Genomic DNA, 16,120 nt, shown 5'->3' with positions numbered 1-16,120 from the left:
CTCAGGCCGCGCTCGAGCCGAATTCCGGCACCGCATCCTTCAGCACCGACTTGATCGTCACCGGATCATTGCGCGCGATCGCCTGATCGAGCGCCGCGATCCAGGCCTTCAGCGTCGGCATCGGCGGCTCGTTCGGGTTGGCGGCCATGATGCCGGCGACACCGATCTCGACCGGCGGCTCCTCGCTCGCAAACAGGATCTCGTTGAGGCGCTCGCCGGGCCGGATGCCCGTGAACACGATCTCGACGTCGTAGCCCGGCTGCAGGCCGGACAGGCGAATCATGCGCTCGGCCAGTTCGACGATGCGGACCGGCTGGCCCATGTTCAGCACATAGACCGAGACGTCCGGGCGCTGCGGCGCCAGCGCATGGGAGGCCGCGGTGATCACGAGATCGCAGGCCTCGCGGATGGTCATGAAATAGCGCACCATGTCCGGGTGCGTCACCGTGACAGGACCGCCCGCCTCGATCTGGGCCTTGAACTTCGGCACCACCGAGCCGTTCGACGCCAAAACGTTGCCGAAGCGCACCGAGATCAGCCGCATCGGCGGCCGTCCCGTCGGCCGGTCGGCGAGCTGGCGATCGAGCGCCTGGCAGTACATTTCGGCGAAGCGCTTGGTGAGGCCGAGCATCGACACCGGCTCGATCGCCTTGTCGGTCGAGATCATCACCATGGCCTCGGCCCCTGAGGCCACCGCGGCATCGGCCACGTTGATCGAGCCGAAGATGTTGGTCTTGACGCCCTCGCTCCAGTCGCGCTCGAGGATCGGCACATGCTTCAAGGCGGCGGCATGGAAGACCAGATCCGGCTTGAACTCGCCGATCAGCGCGAACACCCGGTCGCGATCGCGGATGTCGGCGATGCGCCCCTCGACGGCGACGGCCGCCTCGGGATCGGCCGCGAGCGCCTCGGTGATCGCGTAGAGCGCCGGCTCGGAATTCTCCAGAATGAGCAGCCGCGCCGCGCCGAATGCCACGACGCGCTGGCAGATCTCGGCCCCGATCGAGCCGCCGCCGCCGGTGACGACCACCGCCTTGCCACGCACCAGCGCTTCGAGACGTCCGTAATCGATCTTCTCGCTCGGCCGCAGCAGGAGGTCCTCGACCGCGACCGGCGCGAGCCTCGGCGCATCGCCGCTCTCCAGCGACGGCAGGCGGCTCACGATCAGGCGCAACCGGCGCGCCCGCATCAGGAAGGTTTCCGGATGACAGTCCGGATCGAACGCCGTCGGCATCATCAGGGCGCGCGCGATCGGCCGGTCGCGGCGGGCGAAGTCGGCCGCGACATCCTCGACATCGTCGATGCCGCCCAGCACCGGCACGCCGCGGATCAACTGCCCCCGGTCGGCGGCCGATGGCGAGAGAATGCCGATCGGCCAGATCCGCTTGACCGCGCCGCTCTCGATGCCGCGCAGCACGACCTCGGCGTCGGCAGCACGGCCGATCAGGAGCGCGGGGGCAGCGTCCTCGGACCGAGCGTGCCGTCGCACCCGCGTGTAGCGGAAGTAGCGATAGGCGAAACGCAGCGCGCTCAACGCAAAGATCTCCAGGAACCAATAGAGAATGATCGTGAGCTTGCCGAAGAAGAAGGTGCCGCGGACGTTCGGCGCAACGATGATGTAGTCGAGAACCAGCAGCGCCAGCGTCAGCACGGTCGCGACGCGGACGATGTTCAGCGCGTCCGGCAGCGAGATGAACCGCCACTTCGTCGTCAGAAGGCTCGAGAAGTAGAAGACGACGAAGCTGAAGGCGATGAAGTACGGCAGGATCTGCAAGAGCAGCGGCACCCGCTCCCAGAAGGTGCTGGCGCCTTCGAAGCGGATATAGAACGCCGCGAACAGCGCGACGACGCTGACCAGGAGGTCATGCGCGGCAATCAGCATATTCCGGTAGGTCAGTTGAGACGGACGCGTCATGGTTCGAGCGTCCCCTGCCCAGCATCAGGCGGCGTCCGCGATCGCCACACCATTCCGCCGGCCACGCCGACGCCGATCACGTACATCCACCCCTCGTGGAAATCGAAGATGTGGGAATTGAACAACGAGGTGAAGATGTTCTGCACGACGACGAGCAGCCCGATCCAGGGCACCAGCCCGTCGCCGCGGAACAACAGAAGGTGCACGGCCCACATCGCGTAGAGAATCACGATCCCGAGCGCCCCCCATTGGACCGCCACGTAGAGCGTCTGATTGTGCGGATTGCTGACGACCTGGCTCGAGGAGAGGTCGCGCGACCCGCTCGCGGCCAGCTCGAACAGATGACGCGTCGAGCCCGAGCCGTGCCCGATCAGCGGCGCGTCGGCCAGGAACCGCAACGACTTGCGCCAGAACTCGAGCCGCTCGCCGATCGACGTCACCGCGCGATCGTTCCTGTAGTCCTGATATTGGCTCGTGAACGTCGCCACCTTGCCCTGCAATTGCGGGGACACGGTCCATGCCGCGAGGCCCAGCGCAAGGGCAACGGCCGCGATCAGCAGGTTGGCACGCCATTTCAGGTGGATCAGCCCGAACACCGCAAGCAGGATCGGGATCGTCACCAGCGCGGTACGCGAGACAACGATGAAGATCATGTTGGCGAGGAACGCGATCATGATCGCAGTGAGCAGGCCGGCCGGAAGGAAGCGGCGGGCGCGCAGCAACTGGGCGATCGGATAGGCCAGCGCCACGGCGCAGAGCGAGAACTCCTGGCCCTGGTCGATGTAGTTCTTCACGAAGATGCCGCGATCGGCATTGGCCTTGAGCGCGAGCGCAGGATTGAACGCGACCGCGGTCGACACCACGACCATCAGCACGCAGGAGGCGAGAAACGCGGTGAAGACCCACAGGCCGCGCTCCGACCGCTGGAAATGGTAGAGCAGCGCGGGCAGCACCAGAAGCTTGGCCGCAGGTCCCACCGCGTAGAACCGCGCGCCCCATGCGACGTCCGACCACAGCGTTCCCACCAGCGCCAGCAGGAACAGCGCGATCGGCGCCAGCGCGATCGGCCGCTTCAGGACCTGCAGCAGACGCTCGACATCGAGAAACGGCACCATCGTGATCAGCATGACGACGCCGAGGATCGACACCAGCGAGGTCGACCACGGCAGCGAGGCCGCCAGCAGAATCGCCACGACATCGACCGTCGTCCGCCACGCCGCCGGATCGCGCCAGCGGCGCGCCAGCAGCGCCGGGCCGGGATGACCTGCCAGCGCGCTCATCGCGCCTCGCTCCGGGCGCGATCGACCAGCGCGGTCGTGCTGTGCCCTTTCAGGATGTCGATCAGGATCACCTCGCCGCCGCCGGCCTCGACGACCTCATGCCCCACCACCTGCTCGCGCGTATAGTCGCCGCCCTTGACCAGGACGCTCGGCCGGACCAGCTCGATCAAGCGGAGCGGCGTGTCCTCGGCGAAGATGGCGACGAGGTCCACCGCCTCGAGCGCGGCCAGGACCTCGGCGCGCGCGCGCTCGTCCTGCACGGGCCGGCTTTCGCCCTTCAGCCGCTTGACGGAGGCATCGCTGTTCAGCCCGACCACGAGCCGGTCGCAGGCGGCGCGCGCCGCGGTCAGCACCTTGACGTGGCCGGGATGCAGAATGTCGAAGCAGCCATTGGTAAAGCCCACGCGCAGGCCCTCTCCCCGCCAGACCTCGACGCGGGCGGCGAGCTCGTCATCGCTCTCGATGATCTTCTCCTCAGCGGCACGATAGGCATGCGGCAGGATCTTTCGGCGCAGCTCGGCCGATGTCACGCTGGCGGTGCCGTGCTTGCTGACGGCCACCGCCGCCGCGGCGCTCGCCATCCGCAACGCATCCGCCCAGGCGGCGCCGGCCGCGAGCGTCGCGGCAAGCACCGCAACAACCGTGTCGCCGGCGCCGGAGACGTCGCGCACCTTCACGGGATAGGCCGGCACGTGAATCGGATCGCCCTCGCGCGGGACCAGCGTCATGCCGCGCTCGCTCTGCGTCACCAGGATCGCCTCGCAGTCCGCGAGATAGATCGCATCCTGCGCGGCCGCGGCGATCTCCTGTTCGGTCTCGGCGCGGCTGCGGGTCGCTTCCGAAAACTCCTTGCGGTTCGGCGTCAGCACGCTCGCGCCGCGATAGATCGCGAGATTCGCGCTCTTGGGATCGACGATGACGCGCTTGCCGGCCTTGCGCGTCGCGTCGATCACGTTGCGCAACACGCGCGCCGTGAGCACGCCCTTGGCGTAGTCCGACAGCAGCACGATATCGGCCCGCGCGATCAGTGGCAGGATGGCCTCGATCAGCTTCTGCTCGATCTCGCCGGCCGCCGGTGCGGCGCGCTCCCAGTCGGCGCGGAGCATGTGGGTGGAGAAATGCTCGGAGACGAAGCGCACCTTGCGCGTCGTCGGCCGCGAAGGATCACGGACAAGCACGCTCTCGATGCCGCCCTCCTTGGCGAGCTCGGCCTCCAGCTGGTCGCCGGCCGCATCCTGCCCGACGAGACCGACGAAGATGCAGCGGGCGCCGAGCGCGGCGATGTTGCGCGCGACGTTGCCGGCACCGCCGATATTGGTCTCGCTTCGCTGGACCGCGATGACCGGCGCCGGCGCCTCGGGGGAAATCCGCGACACCTCGCCATAGACGAACTCGTCCAGCATCAGGTCGCCGATGCACAGCACCGTCTGGCGGGCGATCGCTTGCGAGAGATCGTCAAAGTCGAACATCAGCGGCAGTCTCGGTGCAATGGTCGGAACCAGATCGTCTAGCGGAAGCGGTCGGCGGAATCGAGATAGTTCCGGATATAGCCAGCGACCGCATCCTCGAGCGACGTGAAGCCGCCGTTGTAGCCGGCCGCCAACAGCCGGTCGACCTTGCTCTGGGTGAAATACTGGTAGCTGCCGCGAATCGCTTCGGGCATGTCGATGTACTCGATCCGCGGCGTCGCACCGAGCGTAGCATAGGCCGCCAGCATCATGTCCTTGAAGCTGCGCGCCTGGCCCGTGCCGACGTTGAACAGGCCCGAGACGGAGGGAGAGGCCAACAGCCACAGCATCACGCGGACGACGTCGTCGACATGGATGAAGTCGCGGCGCTGGTCGCCGTCGGCGATGCCTTCGCGGTGCGACTTGAACAGTTGCAGGGTGTGTCCGGCCTTGATGTCGTCGAAGCGGCGGGTCAGCACGCTCATCATCGATCCCTTGTGGTACTCGTTGGGACCGAACACGTTGAAGAACTTCAACCCGGCATATTGCGGCGGCAGCCTCTCGCCGCGCTCGGCGCGCGCGGCCACCGCCATGTCGAACAGATGCTTGCTCCAGCCATAGAGATTCATCGGCCGCAACGTCTTCAGCGCCGCCAGCGACGGCTCATCGACGAAGCCCTGCGCGCCGTCGCCATAGGTCGCCGCCGACGAGGCGTAGATGAACGGCGTGGTGTTCGCCGTACACCAGTCGAGCAGGCGCAAGGAACTGCGGAAGTTGCGCTCCATCACGAGATCGCCGTCGACCACCGTGGTCGCGGAGATCGCGCCCATGTGCAGGACGGCCTCGAGCCGGCGACCCTTCAGCCATGCGTCCAGATCGGATGGCGGTACGACGTCGGCCAGCTGCCGCTTGGCCAGGTTGCGCCACTTGCCCTCGCTGCCGAGCGTGTCACAGACCACGACATCGGTCCGGCCGGCGTCGTTCAGCGCCGCGACCAGATTCGATCCGATAAACCCGGCGCCGCCGGTCACCAGCAACATTCCGCAACCCGTCCTGATCCCGAAAACCCCGGCCCTCGCGTAGCGCATGCGGCGGCAAAGTGTAAGCGCTTTGGTGACGGCCCGCTCGGCCCACTTTACCTGCGGCGGCCGAGCGGCTACCAGCGCGCCTGAGCTAGGCAGACAAAGAATGAATTCGAATTCGGCCAAGGTCGAGGTGGACGCGGCGGACACCAGCCCGATCCTGATCATTCCCTATATGTGGATCGGCGATTTCGTGCGCGGCCACACCGTGGTGCGGGTGCTCAAGGAGCGCTGGCCGAATCGGCCGGTCGACCTGCTGGTGACGTCGCTGTGCGCGCCGCTGGTCGATTACATGCCCGGGGTCCGCTCCGGCATCGTCTGGGACCTGCCGCGCAGCCGGCTGGCGCTCGGCCGACAATGGCAGCTCGCCGCGATGTTGCGCGAACGTCGCTATCGGACCGCCCTGGTGATGCCGCGGACCTGGAAATCGGCGCTGGCACCGGCGCTGGCCGGCATCCCCGAGCGGGTGGGCTTCGTCGGCGAGATCCGCTTCGGCCTGCTCAACCGCTGGCGCTGGGGCGAGAAGGCGCTGCCCCGCTTCATCGACAAGAATGCCGCGCTGGCGCTGCCCGACGGGGCGCCGCTGCCGCCGGAATGGCCGGTCCCGCAGCTGCGGGTGCCGCCTGAGGACGTCGCGCGCTGGCGCGAGGCCAATGGCCTGGGGACCCGCCCGGCCGTGGCGCTGGCACCGGGATCGGTGGGTGCCGCCAAGCGCTGGCCCTATTACGGCGAGGCGGCCCGGCTGCTGCGCGAGGCCGGCCTCGACGTCTGGGTGGTCGGCGGCCCCGGCGAGAAGGCGCTCGCCGCCGAGATCGTCGCCGCCGGCGGCCCGGACGTCCGCGACCTCACCGGAACCGACCTGCGCAACGGTATCCTGGCCATGGCGACGGCCAGCGTCGCCATCTCCAATGATTCGGGGCTCATGCACATCGCCGCGGCGCTGGGGACGCCGACCATGGGCATCTTCGGTCCGACCAGCCCATACCATTGGGCGCCGCTGAACGGCCTCGCGGCGACGGTCCAGACCAGGACTCATATCCCCTGCCAGCCCTGCCACCGGCCGGTCTGCCGGATGAACGACCACCGCTGCATGCGCGACATTCCGGCGACCGATGTCGCCGCCATCGCCCAGCAGGTCCTTGCCGACGCGGCAATACCGGTCGTGCACCAGCTTGCGAAGCGACACCGCGCCCCATACACCGGCCCTGACGTAACCTGAGCCGCCCGCGTGACCCGCGCCCTCAACCCGATCGCCAACCATCTCGCCCGCTCCCGCGCCGCCATGGAACGCGCGGCCGACGATGCCGCGATGCTCACCAGCGCCGGGCGGATCGCAACGAAAATCATCTCTGCGCTGCGTGGCGGCCACAAGCTGCTGATCGTCGGCAATGGCGGCAGCGCGGCGGACGCGCAGCACATCGCCGCCGAGATCGTCGGCCGCTACAGGCAGGAGCGGCCCGCCTATGCCGCGATCGCGCTGACGACCGATACCTCGGCGCTGACGGGCGATCGGCAACGACTACGGCTTCGATCACGTCTTCGCCCGCCAGGTCGAAGGGCTCGGTACACCGGGCGACGTGCTGCTGGCGATCTCGACCTCCGGCCGCTCGCCGAGCATCCTCAACGCGCTGCGCAAGGCGCGCGAGCGCGGACTGGTCACGGTCGGCTTCACCGGCGCCAAGGGCCTCCCGATGGGCGAATTGTGTGACGAGCTGCTGGTGGCGCCGAGCGACGACACGCCGCTGATCCAGCAGATCCATCTCGCGACGGCGCATGGCATCTGCGAGATGATCGAGGCGGCGCTGATGCAGGACGAGGGCTAGATGACGACCGCTCAGCTCAAGCCGGCGGCGTTTCTCGACCGCGACGGCGTCATCAATCACGACGACAACTACATCGGCTCGCCCGATCGCATCCGCTGGATGCCGAACGTGGCGCAGGCGATCCGGCGGCTCAATGACTCCGGCTATCACGTGTTCCTGTTCACCAACCAGTCCGGCGTGGCGCGCGGGCTGTTCTCGGAGGATGACGTCACGGACCTGCACGACTGGATGCGGGCCGAGCTCGCGGCGCAGGGGGCTGTGATCGACGACGTCCGCTATTGCCCCTACCACACCGAAGGCTCCGTCGAGCGCTATCTGCGCGAGCATCCCTGGCGCAAGCCGGCGCCCGGCATGATCCTCGACCTGATGCAGCACTGGCCCGTCAGGCGCGAGGGCAGCTTCGTGATCGGCGACCGCGCCTCCGACATCGCCGCCGCAGAGGCGGCCGGCCTGCCCGGCTTCCTGTTTGCGGGCGGCGACCTCGACGCGTTCGTCACCGACATCATCGCTCAGACCAGCCGGCGATAGACGGCTGCGATCTTGTCGGCCTCGGCCTCGAGGCTGAATTTCTCCACCACGCGCGTCCGGGCCCGCGCGCCCATTGTCTGTGCGGCATCCGGATCCCGCATCAATGGCTCGAGCGCTGCGACCAGCGCATCGACGTCGCCGGGCGGGACCAGCACGCCTGTGACGCCATCCTCAACCACGATCTCCGCCGCGCCGGCGCGCGCCGCGACCAGCGCCGCTCCTGCCGCCATCGCCTCGATCAGCGTGAGACCAAAACCTTCGTTGCGCGAGGTGAAGGCGTAGATCGTGAGACGCTGGTACCAGCGCTGCACGTCGGCGATGTCAAGCTCGCCGGTGATGACGATGCGCTGCTCCAGGCCCGCGGCGGCGATCTGCTTCTTCAGCTCGCTCGCGAACGGCATCTGCTCCGGCGTCACGGCGCCGACCAGCACCGCGGAAAAATCCGGAAAACGCGGCAGCAGCCGGCACATCGCCGCGACGAACACGTCGCTGCCCTTCTGCGCGCGGACGCGGCCGAAGCAGCCGATGGCAAATTTGCCCGGCAGTCCGCTCTCGGCGAAGGCCGCGGCGCGATCCGCCGGCGGGGAATACACGTCGGTGTCGACGCCATGCGTCACCACCGTCGCTTCGCGCTTCAGATAGGACGCCGAGATGTCGCTGGTCGCGATGATCGCATCCATGCGGCGGATCAGCCAGCGCGTGATCCAGCTGTGATGGCGCTGCGCGGCCGAGGTGAACACCAGCTTCAACGGCCAGCCGAGCGCCCGCATGATCACGCCGACGATCATCTCGTCGTTGCGACGGGCATGCCAGATCAGCGGCCGCCGCCGGCCCCACAACTTGAACAGATCGCTCGCGCGCATCCGCGCGATCCCTTCGGGCGCGTAGGAGCCGAGCCACGCCGCGCGCACCAGCCTCGCCAGCTTCGGCGCCACCATCCGGTTGGTCGCCGTCACGCCGGAATAGCGCCGGTGCAGGTTGGGCACGATCACGTCGAGATCTGCGGCGGAAAACGGCTCGGCTTGCACACTCAACTCCAATTGCAGCGGTTCCCTATACGCAACATTAAGCATCGCCGCCAGTTCGCTATGCACGCAACAGGTCGTTCATTTCGCGGGCGTTAGTCTGCCGGAAACAAACAGGGATCGCGTCAAACAATGACCGTGCTCGTGACCGGCGGCGCCGGCTATATCGGCAGCCACATGGTGCTCGCGCTGGCGGAAGCCGGCGAAAGCGTCGTGGTGATCGACAACCTTTCGAGCGGCTTTTCCGCCTTCGTGCCCGACGGCGTGCCGCTGTTCATCGGCGATGCCGGCGATGAAAATCTCGTCGACGGCGTCATCGGCCAGCACGGCGTCGACAGCATCATCCATCTGGCGGGCTCGGTCGTGGTGCCGGAATCGGTGCGCGATCCGCTGCTCTACTACCGCAACAACACCATGACCACGCGCAGCCTGTTGAATGCGGCGGTCAAGCGCGGCGTCAGCCGCTTCGTGTTCTCCTCGACCGCGGCCGTCTACGGCAATCCGAACGAGGTGCCGGTGCCTGAGAGCGCGCCGACCCGTCCGACCTCGCCCTACGGCACCTCGAAGCTGATGGCCGAGATCATACTGCACGACGTGGCCTCGGCACATGACCTCAACTACGTGGTGCTGCGCTACTTCAACGTCGCCGGCGCCGATCCGTTCGGACGAGCCGGGCTTGCCACCGTCGGCGCGACGCACCTGATGAAGATCGCGATGGAGGTCGCCACCGGCCAGCGCGCCAAGATCGACGTCTACGGCACGGATTATCCGACCCCCGACGGCACCTGCATCCGCGATTTCATCCATGTCTGCGATCTCGCCCAGGTGCACCGCTCCGCGCTGGCCTATCTGCGCGCCGGCGGCAGCTCGGTCACGCTGAATTGTGGGTACGGCCGCGGCTATTCCGTGCTCGAGACCATCGAGGCCGTCCGGCGCGTCTCCGGCCGCGCCATTCCCGTCCAATACGCGCCGCGGCGCCCCGGCGACATCATGAGCATGGTCGCCGACACCAGCCGTCTGAAGGCGCTGCTCGACTGGACGCCGATCTATGACGATCTGGAAACGATCGCCGCCCATGCGCTGGCCTGGGAGGAGAAACTGTTCCTGGAACGCCACAGCGGCACGCTGCAGCGGGCCTCGGCCTAGAATCAACGACTTAGCCGGACGCCGGGGGGCTTGAAAAAGCCGCCCCGAGCGGGCAAGCACTGCTGTCCGCCCGGCGATTTGTCCCGGCGGCCAGGGACCAGAATGGCCGAATTTCCGAAGAAGATCACCGACGATCCCTATGGCGCCGCGATCCTGATCCGCCGCCTCGTGATGGAACAGGGCATCCTCTACTGGCGCCGCTATCTCACCGCCTTCGCGCTGATGGCGGTCTCGGCCGGCGCCAGCGCCGGCGCCGCCTACATCCTCGGCCAGGTCATCAACAAGGCCTATGTCGACAAGAGCATCCCCGGCATCGCGGTGCTCTCCGGCGTCACCGTGCTGCTGCTGTTCGTCAAGGGCGTCTCGACCTACGGCTATGCGGTGATCCTGTCGAAGATCTCGAACGCGATCCTCGCCAACAACCAGCGCGCGCTGTTCGCGAAGCTGATGAGCGAGAGCATCGGCTTCTTCTCAGAGCGGCATTCGTCGGAGTTCCTGGCACGCCTCACCGCCGGCGCCAAGTCCATCACCGACGTCCTGACCATGCTGATCAACGCGATCGGCCGCGACCTGCTGCTCTTGATCAGCATGATCGCCGTGATGGTCGCGCAGGACCCCTGGATGTCGCTGCTCGGCCTCGTCGTCGTGCCGCCGGCCATGCTGGTGCTGCGCAAGCTGGTCAAGCGCATCAAGGGCCTCGCCCACAGCCAGTTTACCGGCAATGCGGACATCCTCGAGACCATGCAGGAATCGCTGCAGGGCATCCGCACCGTCAAGGCGTTCACGCTCGAGGACGCGATGCGCGCGCGCATCGACGAGAACATCGCGGTGGTCGAGCGCAACGCCAACAAGATGGCCCGCGTCTCCAACCGCTCCAACCCGCTGATGGAGATGCTCGGCGGCTTCGCCGTCGCCGGCTGCCTGATGTATGGCGGCTATGCCGTGGTCGCGCTCAACGCCACGCCCGGCCAGTTCTTCTCGTTCATGACCGCCTTCCTGATGGCGACCGAGCCGGCCAAGCGGCTGGCGCGGCTCAACATCGATCTCAACAGCCAGCTCGTCGGCGCCCGCATGCTGCTCGAAGTGGTCGACAGCCCCGCCAGCGAGCAGCCTGACGACGACAAGCCGGCGCTGAAGCTGACGCAGGCCAGGATCGAGCTGCGCGACGTCTCCTTCGCCTATCGCGACAACGAGCCGGTGCTCAACCGCATGAGCTTCACGGCCGAGCCCGGCAAGGTCACCGCTTTGGTCGGCCCGTCCGGCGGCGGCAAGTCGACGGTGCTGGCGCTGCTGTTGCGCTTCTACGAGGCGACCGCGGGCGACATCCTGATCGACGGCCAGTCGATCGCGCAGGTCTCGCGCCGTAGCTTGCGCGAGCAGGCCGCCTATGTCGGCCAGGACGTCTACCTGTTCCGCGACTCGATCCGCGCCAACATCGCCTTCGGCAAGCCGGGCGCGACCGAGGCCGAGATCATCGAGGCGGCGAAGGCGGCTTGCGCGCACGACTTCATCATGAGCTTCCCGCTCGGCTACGACACGCCGGTCGGCGAGCACGGCACCCAGCTCTCCGGCGGCCAGCGCCAGCGCATCGCGGTCGCCCGCGCGCTGATCCGCAACGCGCCGATCATCCTGCTCGACGAGGCCACCGCGGCGCTGGATTCCGAATCCGAGCGCCAGGTGCAGGAGGCGATCGAGCATCTCTGCCAGAACCGCACCACCATCGTCATCGCGCATCGCCTGCACACCATCATGAACGCCGACGCCATCCTGGTGGTCGAAGCCGGCGAGATCGTCGAGCGCGGCCGGCATGACGATCTGTTGCGCCGTGGCGGCCGCTATGCTTCGTTCTTCCGCCTGCAACAGCGCGACATGGGGCCGAACGTCATCCCCATGACCGCGACGTCCTGACCCGCTTATTTCACCGCACCCGAGATCCATTTCATGAGCGCCTCCACCGTCATCCCGGCCTTCCCGCAGCCTTCGCTTCCCGTCGTCGGCGAAGCCGGCGTCTTTCCGGTCCGCCGCATCTGGTGCGTCGGCCGCAACTATCTCGAGCACATCCGCGAGATGGGCAATGACGAGCGCGACCCGCCGTTCTTCTTCGCCAAGCACGCCGACATGCTGGAGCCGGACGGCGCCGTGATCCCCTACCCGCCGCTGACCAAGGACATGCATCACGAGGTCGAGCTGGTGGTCGCGCTGAAGAGCGGCGGCCTCAACATTCCGACCGACAAGGCGCTCGACCACGTCTACGGCTACGCCGTCGGCATCGACCTCACCCGCCGCGACCTGCAGCTCGCCTCCCGCAAGATGCAGCGCCCCTGGGAGGTCGGCAAGTCGTTCGACCATTCCGCGCCCTGCTCGGCGATCCAGCCCGCGTCCAAGATCGGCCACCCGTCGAAGGGCAAGATCTGGCTGTCGGTCAACGGCACCGAGCGCCAGAGCGGCGACCTCTCCGAGCTGATCTGGAACGTGCCGGAGATCATCTGGAAGCTCTCCCAGCAGGTCGAGCTCGCCGCCGGCGACATCATCATGACCGGCACTCCGGCCGGCGTCGCCGCGATCGTCCCCGGCGACACCATCGAATGCGGCGTCGACGGCGTGGGCACGCTGAAGGTCTCGATCGGGCCTGCGGCGGCGTAAGCCGACGCGCCCACGGTCCTCGCAACACTTCCAAAAAGCCGCGCTCTGCGCGGCTTTTTTTGGTCTGGCGCCCAATCGCAGCCAAGCACCGGGATCACCCTCCCCTGGAGGGGGAGGGTTGCCTCACGAGGAGCGCAGCGACACGTGAGGCGGGGTGGGGTGATCTCTCCGCTCGCAACGGCGCCCGCTGAGAGATCACCCCACCCCGCTCGCCCGCTTCGCGCGCGAGCGACCCTCCCCCTCCAGGGGAGGGTGAGACCTGCTTTGCGACATTATCTGATCCACAATCTCAACGGCTGCATAGCTGATTCAGGAACGAGCACCCACGCTCTCGCGACGCATTCCGCGCCCTGCACGGCTTTCCTCATTGAAGCCCAATCGCAGCCAAGCACCGGATCACCCTCCCCTGGAGGGGGAGGGTCGCCTCACGAGGAGCGCAGCGACACGTGAGGCGGGGTGGGGTGATCTCTCCTCTGGCACCGGTGCGCGTGGAGAGATCACCCCACCCCGCTCGCCCGCTTCGCGCGCGAGCGACCCTCCCCCTCCAGGGGAGGGTGGGCACCGCCCTTGCGGCTACACTGATCCACAATCTCAAACAGCGTTCAGGCTGAGACGAGCACCCACCTTCTCGCGACGCATTCCGCGCCCGAGTGATGCTCCAATTCCCGCCCTCTCCAGATGGAGGGCGCAGGGAAGGCCGGGCGCTGGCCGCGCCCGTGGCCCGCCTGCAGAAAAAAAGCAGGCGGCAGTCACCACAGGTCTGGCCGAACACACCCGGCCTTCCCCGCGCGATGGTTTTAACAGGCTATAGCGCGCTCTTCCTGGTGCACCGGGCTTTCTGGCCACCATGTCGCGCAATGCGCTTTCGCGCATTACGCTGGATACTAGCGTCGGAGTATCAGAACCACGCGCCTTCACCGTCCGCGAGCCAAGCGCTCGTCCGTGCTCATCACACGCCGCCGCCCGCGTCCACCGCATCCCCTTGCCAACGTCCGTGACGACCGCGAACCGTCCCCTACCGTGCAACGGGATGGGCGGGAGAGTAATGCTGATTTGGGTAAGCGGGGAAGCGATTTATGTTTTTCGGAATATCTTGACAGGATTCCAGGTGAGGGATGTGATTTGCCCGACGGGTTGGATTGCGCAGAGCTTGATAACGGAGCAGATTGAACCGGCGACAGATCACCGAAATCGCTTGAGGCGAATGGCGCACCATGTTCGATGGCGTCATCATGAGTTCTCTATTCCACAACGATCATCGCGAGATTTAACTTGAAGAGCTATTTCCTCGAAGGTCTGCTGGACGAGGAAGAAGCTCGATCCGCACTATTGGAAGTGCTACCCGGCCAAACATATCCCTGGCTGCTCACTTCGGACACAGGCGATCCGATTGCATATTTCAACATTGACAAGAACGAAGATGGCGTGATTTGCGTCCAAGCGGACATTAGCGGCCGCCACTTCTCTGAGGGTGATCGAGTATTGAATGTGTTGCACACACTGCAACGTCGGCTCGGCGGCACTGTTTTGGATGACAGCTAAAAGCGAATGACGAAGGAAATTTACAATCACGAATTCTGGATAGAGCAAGCGTAGGGCAGATTAGCCGAAGGCGTAATCCGCCACTTTTCGCGATGAAGGATGGCGGACTACGCTCCGCGAATCCGCCCTGCTCGGTGCCTCACCGAAACGCCGACACCACGATCGCCCCGACGATCGCCACCGTCAGCGTGTACTTCGCCGCATAATACACCGTCCTGTTCCACGCCTTCACCTTCCGCGTGGCCAGATGAAGCTCATACAGGAACGCGTAGGGCGGATTAGCCGAAGGCGTAATCCGCCGTCCCTCCGCGGAGAAGAAGCGGCGGATTACGCTCCGCTAATCCGCCCTACTCCGCCCCTCACCGAAACGCCGACACCACGATCGCCCCGACGATCGCCACCGTCAGCGTGTACTTCGCCGCATAGTACACCGTCCTGTTCCACGCCTTCACCTTCCGCGTCGCGAGGTGAAACTCGTACAGCTTGCCGAACACCTTGTTCAGCACGCCGACATGCTCGCCCTCGACGTTCTGCGTCGCCGAGGCCTTGACGATGTGGTGGCTGACCCAGCGGTTGATCGCCGCGATGAAGCCGAGCTTCATCGGGCGCTCGACGTCACAGAACAGGATGATGCGGTTGACGTCGGTGGCGTTCTCGGCGCTGTGGATGAAGGTCTCGTCGAACATGAAGGCCTCGCCGTCGCGCCAGACGCAGGGCACGCCGTCGACCAGGATACGGCACTTGTCGGAGTTCGGGGTGACGAGCCCCAAGTGATAGCGCAGCGAGCCGGCGAAGGGATCGCGGTGGGCGCCGAGCTTGCCGCCGGGCGGCAGCATCGCGAACATCGCGCCATGGACGTTCGGGATGGCGTTCAGCAGCTCGACCGTCTTCGGGCACAGCGTGCGCGCCGACGGCAGGAAGTCGTCGTACCATTTCAGATAGAAGCGCTTCCAGCCGCTCTTGAAGAACGAGTAGAAGCCCCAGTCGTTGTTCGCCGCCGCGGCGCGGATGAAGCCCTCGTCGAACAGACGCACGGCCTCCTCGCGGATCTCCTGCCAGTTGTCGGTGAGCCTCGAGAGCTCCGGAAACTGCTCCACCGGGATCACCGGCGTGTTGGGCACAGCCGAGCCGGCATACATCAGCACGTTGTAGGGGGCGAGATAGGTGGAGTGGTCGCCGAGCTGGCGGGCGAAGCGCAGCCGCTGCTTGCCGCGGAAGTGGACGTAGATGGTGGCCCCGATCAGGATGTAGAGGCCGATGAGCTGTGGCGCGAAGAGCTGTCTGAGCATGTCCGGGACCCATGATCCGGCCGCTCAGAGCGTGTTGCGCAGATGTGTCGCCTTCTGGGCGAGATCGAAGGGGTGCTCTGATGCCGGCCAAGCGCCTCAATTTAGCCGCAAGCGCGACCGGCCGCATCCCTTCGCACGAGGGTTGTGAACGGGAATCGGGGTTGAAAGTTCTGCGGCGTGACCCGGCTGCAACAGCCGCCGGCCCCGGCTCGCGATCGCGCTAAGCCCGCGTCAGCTCCTGCAGGCCCTTGAAGGTCAGCCGCTTGGGGTCCCGGACGCCCGCCAGATACATGCGGCGGATGAAGGCGGCTACCGCGTCGCGGTCACAGCCGGTCAGGACGACGATGGCATCCACCGCGGTCTTCTGGGCCTCCATGGGACTGGTCCTCCTGGCAATGC

General features: G+C 66.6%; 13 protein-coding genes and 1 pseudogene. 7 read left to right on the top strand and 7 right to left on the bottom strand.

Features of this window, described 5'->3' with window-relative positions; translation table 11 throughout:
- Position 1 precedes the first annotated feature (1 nt).
- The 4 genes from ACQR1E_RS11125 to rfaD are packed head-to-tail and all read right to left on the bottom strand — an operon-like array spanning position 2 to position 5,683.
- The gene (locus ACQR1E_RS11125) at positions 2 to 1,915 is read right to left on the bottom strand and encodes a polysaccharide biosynthesis protein (protein WP_315712843.1); all 1,914 of its coding nucleotides are present in this window, start codon (positions 1,913 to 1,915) and stop codon (positions 2 to 4) included.
- Positions 1,912 to 3,195 carry an O-antigen ligase family protein gene (locus ACQR1E_RS11120; RefSeq protein WP_315753270.1) on the bottom strand — a complete coding sequence of 428 codons (1,284 nt, stop codon included), beginning with the start codon at positions 3,193 to 3,195 and terminating at the stop codon, positions 1,912 to 1,914. Before ACQR1E_RS11120 ends, ACQR1E_RS11125 begins: the two co-directional genes overlap by 4 nt.
- Positions 3,192 to 4,664 carry a D-glycero-beta-D-manno-heptose-7-phosphate kinase gene (gene rfaE1 / locus ACQR1E_RS11115; RefSeq protein ID WP_315825086.1) on the bottom strand — a complete coding sequence of 491 codons (1,473 nt, stop codon included), beginning with the start codon at positions 4,662 to 4,664 and terminating at the stop codon, positions 3,192 to 3,194. Before rfaE1 ends, ACQR1E_RS11120 begins: the two co-directional genes overlap by 4 nt.
- Positions 4,665 to 4,702: 38 nt before the next feature.
- On the bottom strand, positions 4,703 to 5,683 hold the full coding sequence (gene rfaD, locus ACQR1E_RS11110; RefSeq protein ID WP_315753274.1) for an ADP-glyceromanno-heptose 6-epimerase: 981 nt from the start codon (positions 5,681 to 5,683) through the stop codon (positions 4,703 to 4,705).
- Positions 5,684 to 5,831: 148 nt separating this feature from the next.
- On the opposite strand from rfaD, the gene waaF reads away from it, so the two are divergent.
- From waaF to ACQR1E_RS11095, 3 genes and pseudogenes are all read left to right on the top strand, one after another.
- Positions 5,832 to 6,944, top strand: a complete 1,113-nt coding sequence (gene waaF, locus ACQR1E_RS11105) for a lipopolysaccharide heptosyltransferase II (protein WP_434897036.1) — start codon at positions 5,832 to 5,834, stop codon at positions 6,942 to 6,944.
- A 63-nt stretch (positions 6,945 to 7,007) separates the two neighbouring features.
- Positions 7,008 to 7,548: pseudogene (locus ACQR1E_RS11100) on the top strand (D-sedoheptulose 7-phosphate isomerase).
- Positions 7,549 to 8,076, top strand: coding sequence for a D-glycero-alpha-D-manno-heptose-1,7-bisphosphate 7-phosphatase (locus tag ACQR1E_RS11095; RefSeq protein ID WP_434897035.1), 528 nt, complete (start codon positions 7,549 to 7,551; stop codon positions 8,074 to 8,076).
- Here ACQR1E_RS11095 and ACQR1E_RS11090 read toward each other — a convergent pair.
- Entirely contained in the window at positions 8,058 to 9,104 is a 1,047-nt protein-coding gene (locus ACQR1E_RS11090) for a glycosyltransferase family 4 protein (RefSeq protein ID WP_434897034.1), read from the bottom strand. The genes ACQR1E_RS11095 and ACQR1E_RS11090 overlap by 19 nt on opposite strands.
- Before the next feature lie 129 nt (positions 9,105 to 9,233).
- Between ACQR1E_RS11090 and galE the strand changes: the two genes are divergently transcribed.
- The 4 genes from galE (at position 9,234) to ACQR1E_RS11070 (ending at position 14,432) form a co-directional block, all read left to right on the top strand.
- Positions 9,234 to 10,247 carry a UDP-glucose 4-epimerase GalE gene (galE, locus tag ACQR1E_RS11085; RefSeq protein ID WP_315753283.1) on the top strand — a complete coding sequence of 338 codons (1,014 nt, stop codon included), beginning with the start codon at positions 9,234 to 9,236 and terminating at the stop codon, positions 10,245 to 10,247.
- Between the two features lie 102 nt (positions 10,248 to 10,349).
- Entirely contained in the window at positions 10,350 to 12,155 is a 1,806-nt protein-coding gene (locus ACQR1E_RS11080; protein WP_434897033.1) for an ABC transporter ATP-binding protein, read from the top strand.
- A gap of 33 nt (positions 12,156 to 12,188) precedes the next feature.
- A complete protein-coding gene (locus tag ACQR1E_RS11075; RefSeq protein WP_434897032.1) occupies positions 12,189 to 12,890 on the top strand; it encodes a fumarylacetoacetate hydrolase family protein in 702 nt (233 codons plus the stop codon).
- A 1,272-nt stretch (positions 12,891 to 14,162) separates the two neighbouring features.
- A complete protein-coding gene (locus tag ACQR1E_RS11070) occupies positions 14,163 to 14,432 on the top strand; it encodes a hypothetical protein (RefSeq protein ID WP_434897031.1) in 270 nt (89 codons plus the stop codon).
- A gap of 359 nt (positions 14,433 to 14,791) precedes the next feature.
- Here the strand turns inward: ACQR1E_RS11070 and ACQR1E_RS11065 are convergent, their stop codons facing one another.
- Together ACQR1E_RS11065 and ACQR1E_RS11060 are read right to left on the bottom strand one after the other, a co-directional pair.
- A complete protein-coding gene (locus tag ACQR1E_RS11065) occupies positions 14,792 to 15,721 on the bottom strand; it encodes an aspartyl/asparaginyl beta-hydroxylase domain-containing protein (RefSeq protein ID WP_434841815.1) in 930 nt (309 codons plus the stop codon).
- 220 nt (positions 15,722 to 15,941) lie between these two features.
- Positions 15,942 to 16,097 (bottom strand): hypothetical protein, encoded by a 156-nt coding sequence (locus ACQR1E_RS11060; RefSeq protein ID WP_315712861.1) that lies wholly within the window; start codon positions 16,095 to 16,097, stop codon positions 15,942 to 15,944.
- Positions 16,098 to 16,120: the final 23 nt, after the last annotated feature.

It is taken from the genome of Bradyrhizobium sp. HKCCYLRH1030 (genome assembly GCF_051168395.1).
Lineage (GTDB): Bacteria > Pseudomonadota > Alphaproteobacteria > Rhizobiales > Xanthobacteraceae > Bradyrhizobium.
Note: the sequence above shows the minus strand (reverse complement) of the source record. Positions and strands in the feature narration are given on the sequence as shown.